Annotated in this window: 5 protein-coding genes and 1 pseudogene; 1 reads left to right on the forward strand and 5 read right to left on the reverse strand. The window is 70.4% G+C overall.

What is annotated here, in order from left to right:
- On the reverse strand, positions 1-254 hold a 254-nt coding region (locus tag D7V93_RS39580; RefSeq protein ID WP_208723304.1), incomplete at its 3' end, for an alcohol dehydrogenase catalytic domain-containing protein.
- Between the two features lie 111 nt (positions 255-365).
- Between D7V93_RS39580 and D7V93_RS39585 the strand changes: the two genes are divergently transcribed.
- Positions 366-1,277: a LysR family transcriptional regulator gene (locus tag D7V93_RS39585; protein WP_120648218.1), complete on the forward strand. Its 912-nt coding sequence runs from the start codon at positions 366-368 to the stop codon at positions 1,275-1,277.
- Here the strand turns inward: D7V93_RS39585 and D7V93_RS39590 are convergent.
- From D7V93_RS39590 to D7V93_RS39605, 4 genes and pseudogenes are all read right to left on the reverse strand, one after another.
- Positions 1,270-2,133 carry a sigma-70 family RNA polymerase sigma factor gene (locus D7V93_RS39590; protein ID WP_120648219.1) on the reverse strand — a complete coding sequence of 288 codons (864 nt, stop codon included), beginning with the start codon at positions 2,131-2,133 and terminating at the stop codon, positions 1,270-1,272. The genes D7V93_RS39585 and D7V93_RS39590 overlap by 8 nt on opposite strands.
- 1 nt (position 2,134) lies before the next feature.
- Positions 2,135-2,584, reverse strand: coding sequence for a carboxymuconolactone decarboxylase family protein (locus D7V93_RS39595; RefSeq protein ID WP_279636986.1), 450 nt, complete (start codon positions 2,582-2,584; stop codon positions 2,135-2,137).
- Between the two features lie 89 nt (positions 2,585-2,673).
- The gene (locus D7V93_RS39600) at positions 2,674-3,726 is read right to left on the reverse strand and encodes an ABC transporter ATP-binding protein (protein WP_167509546.1); all 1,053 of its coding nucleotides are present in this window, start codon (positions 3,724-3,726) and stop codon (positions 2,674-2,676) included.
- A pseudogene (locus D7V93_RS39605) lies at positions 3,726-4,022 on the reverse strand (ABC transporter permease); the annotation flags it as partial. The pseudogene D7V93_RS39605 and the gene D7V93_RS39600, both read right to left, overlap by 1 nt.

Here is a 4,022-nt window from a genome sequence, read left to right on the forward strand (position 1 = left end):
ACCGCGAACCGCGTCACCCCCGCCCCCAGGGCCGTCACCACGCCCGCCAGATCCGAAGCCGGAGTGAAGGGGAACTTCATCGCCTGGCCCACGCCCGTCTCGATGGCCTGCTTGTCCCGGTAGTTCAGCGACACGGCCGCCACCTTCACCAACACCTCGCCCGGTCCAGGCTCCGGCATCGCCACGGTGTTCAGGCGCAGTCGGGCACGTCCAGGGGCATCCATCTCCCAGCGCTTCATCGTCGAGGTCACCACGGGCTTCTCCTGGCAGCAGGTTCGTGGCGGAGAAGGTATTGTCGAACAAATTTCCGCAGTGGCGACAAGGGTTCCAATCAGTGTCGCCCCCACGGCGACAATGGACGAAACATGAGCGATCCCCTGCACGGTGTGTCTGTCTTCGTCGAGGCAGTCGATGCCGGTGGCTTCTCCGCCGCCGCCGCGAAGCTCCACCTCTCGCGCTCCGCGGTGGGCAAGACGGTGGCCCGACTGGAGGAGCGGCTGGGGGTGCGCCTCTTCCATCGCACGACGCGCACGCAGAGCCTGACGAACGACGGACAGGTCTTCTACGAGCGGTGTCTGCGCGCGCTGGAGGAACTGCGCGCCGGAGAAGCTCAGCTGGAGTCCGGCAAGCAGGAAGTCGCGGGCAGGTTGCGCGTCAGCATGCCCGTGCTGTTCGGCCGTCGCTGCGTGGCGCCCATCCTCCGCGACCTCGCGCGCGCGCACCCAAAGCTCGAGCTGGATCTGTCCTTCAGCGACCGCACCGTGGACCTGATGGAGGACGGCTTCGACCTCGCCATCCGCAGCGCGGGCAGCAACGGAATTGGCACCGGGGACGGGCTCACCGCCCGCCGCGTCAGCCAGCAGCGCATGACCGTGTGCGCCTCACCGGCCTACCTGCGCAAGCGCGGCACGCTCCGCACCCGGGACGCACTCGCGAAGCACGACACCCTCGCCTACGTTCGCTCCGGGCGGGTGCGCACCTGGCTCTTTCCCCAAGAGGACGGCACGAGCGCGGAGTTCGTCCCCCTCTCGCGCTTGCGGTCCGACGACCTGGAGGCCATCGCCGACGCGGCCGTCGCGGGCATGGGGCTCGCGTGGTTGCCCTGCTGGTTGATCCGGGACCACATCCGCGACCGGGAGCTGGTGCAGGTGCTGCCTGACAGTCCCGGGTTGCTCTTCGACGTCTACGCACTCTGGCCTAGCACGCCGCACCTGCCCGTCCGCGTGCGTGTCGCCATCGACGCGCTCGCGAAGGGACTGCCCCCCATCATCAAGTGACGTCCTGGCCCACCAGCCGGCGGATGCCCTGGAGCTTGTCGGGATTGCGCGTGACGTAGATGGCGACGATGCGGTCCTCCTCGAAGTCGAACGCGGTGGTCTGCAACACGCCATCCGCTTCCACGGTCACGATGGCCGGCAGCCCGTCGATGGTCCCCTCGTGGACGAGCCGCGAGAAGTTCAGCCCGAAGCGCTCCAGCAGCCCGCCGAAGAAGCGAAGGACCTTCTCCGCTCCGAGGATGGGATTGGGGGCCGCCTTCACCTTGCCACCGCCGTCGGTGTACGTGACGACGTCCTGGGCGAGCAGCGCCTGGAGCGCGTTCATGTCCCCGCTCCGGGACGCGGTGAAGAACGCCGAGGCCAGCTCGCGGCCCTTGCCTTCCGACACCGGGAAGCGCGGGCGGGCTTCGCGCACGTGGCTCCGCGCCCGGCTGGCGAGCTGACGGCAGGCCGCGGGGTCGCGGTCGATGGCCTTCGCCACCTCGTCGAAGTCCATGCCGAACACGTCATGCAGCAGGAACGCGGCCCGCTCCAGCGGGGACAGGCGCTCCAGGGCCATCATCAGGGTCAGCGTCAAGTCGTCGCCCTCCACCGCTTCGACGATGGGCTCTGGAAGCCAGGTCCCCACGTACTGCTCGCGCTGGACGCGGGCGGACTTCAGGACGTCGAGGCACAGGCGCGACACCGTGCGGACGAGCACGGCCTCGGCGTCCCGCACCACGGCGCGGTCCGTCTGGTGCCAGCGCAGATACGCCTCCTGCACCACGTCCTCCGCCTCCGCGACACTGCCCAGCATCCGGTAGGCGATGCGGAGCAGGCGCGGGCGGAGCGGATCGAAGGCGTCCTCGGGAGTCACCTCAGGCGGCTTCACTGCGCGACACCACCGGATGGACGGCGTGGAAGCCGATCTGGACCCGATTCCAGCTGTTGATCACCCCGATGAGCAGGGTCAGTTTCACGCTCTCCTCCTCGCTGAAGTGCGCCCGCATCGCAGCGTAGTCCGCATCCGGCGCGTGCGTCTGGGAGACGAGCGTCAGGGCCTCGGTCCAGGCCAGGGCCGCCCGCTCGCGGTCGGTGAAGAGGGGCGACTCCCGCCATGCGGACAGCAGGTAGAGGCGCTCCTCGGTCTCCCCCTGCTTGCGGGCTTCGAGGGCGTGCATGTGGAGGCACATGGCGCAGCCGTTGATCTGCGAGGCGCGGATCTTCACCAGCTCCATCAGGCTCGCTTCGAGCCCGCTGCCCTGGACCTTCATGCTGAAGTCGATCATCTCCTTCATCAGTGCGGGCGCGGCGGCAAAGGCGTTCATCCTGGGCTTCATGGGTGCGGCTCCGTTTTTCGGGGCAGGAACATCCTGTCCGCCCCCAGGACGACTCACCCTCGCGGCCTGTGACATGGTCATTTCGGAAGGGATTTTCCCTCCTCGAACACCGTGGCCTTGCGCAGGCGGACCCGCAGTGTCTGCCCGGCGCGCACCCCCTCCAGGGCCGGCCCGATGACGCGCAGGAACGCTTCTGCCACCGGGAAGCGGTACTCCGCCGCATGCCCCAGGAACAGGCGGGCGGAGAGGACCAGCGGCGTGCCCTCCTCCCCCAGCTCCAGGTCCTCGGGCCGCACCACCAGCGTCCCCGGCCCCGAGCGTCCCTTCAGCTCCGCTGGCAGCTCGAACGCGACGTCGGCCCCCGCGCAGTGGAACGTGCCCGCCCGGGCCTCGCCCTTCAACACGTTCGCACCGCCGACGAAGCCCGCGACGAACGGCGTCGCCGGCTCCCGGTACAGCCGCTCCGGCGTGTCCACCTGTTCGATGACGCCCCGGTTCATCACCGCGATGCGGTCCGACAGCGCCAGCGCCTCGCCCTGGTCGTGCGTGACGAACACCAGCGTCGTGCCCAGCCGGGCCCGCAGCGCGGCGATCTCCGCGCGCAATTCCTCGCGAAGCGCCGCGTCCAGGTTCGACAGCGGCTCGTCCAGCAGCAGCACGCGCGGCCCCGCCACCAGCGCCCGCGCGAGCGCCACGCGCTGCAACTGTCCACCCGACAGCTCGTGCGGCATCCGTGCCGCGAACGCCTCCAGTCGCACCCACCGCAGGGCCTCGCGCACGCGGGTGGCCACCTCGTGCCGGGGCACCTTCCGGAGCATCAGCGGATACGCGACGTTCGCCTCCACGCTGCGATGCGGCCAGACGGCGTAGCTCTGGAACACCATGCCCAGGCCGCGCCGCTCCGGGGGCACGCGCACGCCGGGCCCGGCCACCACGTCGTCGCCCAGGCGGATGGTGCCCGCGTCCGGGTGCTCCAGCCCGGCGAGCATCCGCAGCGTCGTCGTCTTCCCGCAGCCAGAAGGGCCCAGCAGGGACACCAGCTCCCCCTGGCCCACCTCCAGGCTCAGGCCCCGCACCACGGGCGTCCCGCCGTATGCCTTGACCAGTCCCTCCAGGACGATGGCCGCCATCACCGCACCTCCGGTACGCGCCGCCGCGCCCACGCGAGCACAGCCTGTCCCGCCACCACCAGCGCCACGAACGCGCACGCCAGCACCGCAGCGGCGGCCGGATCCGCGTAGCTCTGCAATTCGAACAGCAGCGTCCCCAGCACCTCGGAGCCCGCGGGCACCAGCAGCACGGACAGGGTGATCTCCGTGGCGCACGCGAGGAACGCCAGCACGAACGCCACCGTGAGCGCCGGTCGGAGCAACGGCAGCGTCGTGTCCACGAACGCCCGCGCCGGCCCCGCGCCACCCACCCGGGC

This window comes from Corallococcus llansteffanensis, assembly GCF_003612055.1.
Lineage (GTDB): Bacteria > Myxococcota > Myxococcia > Myxococcales > Myxococcaceae > Corallococcus > Corallococcus llansteffanensis.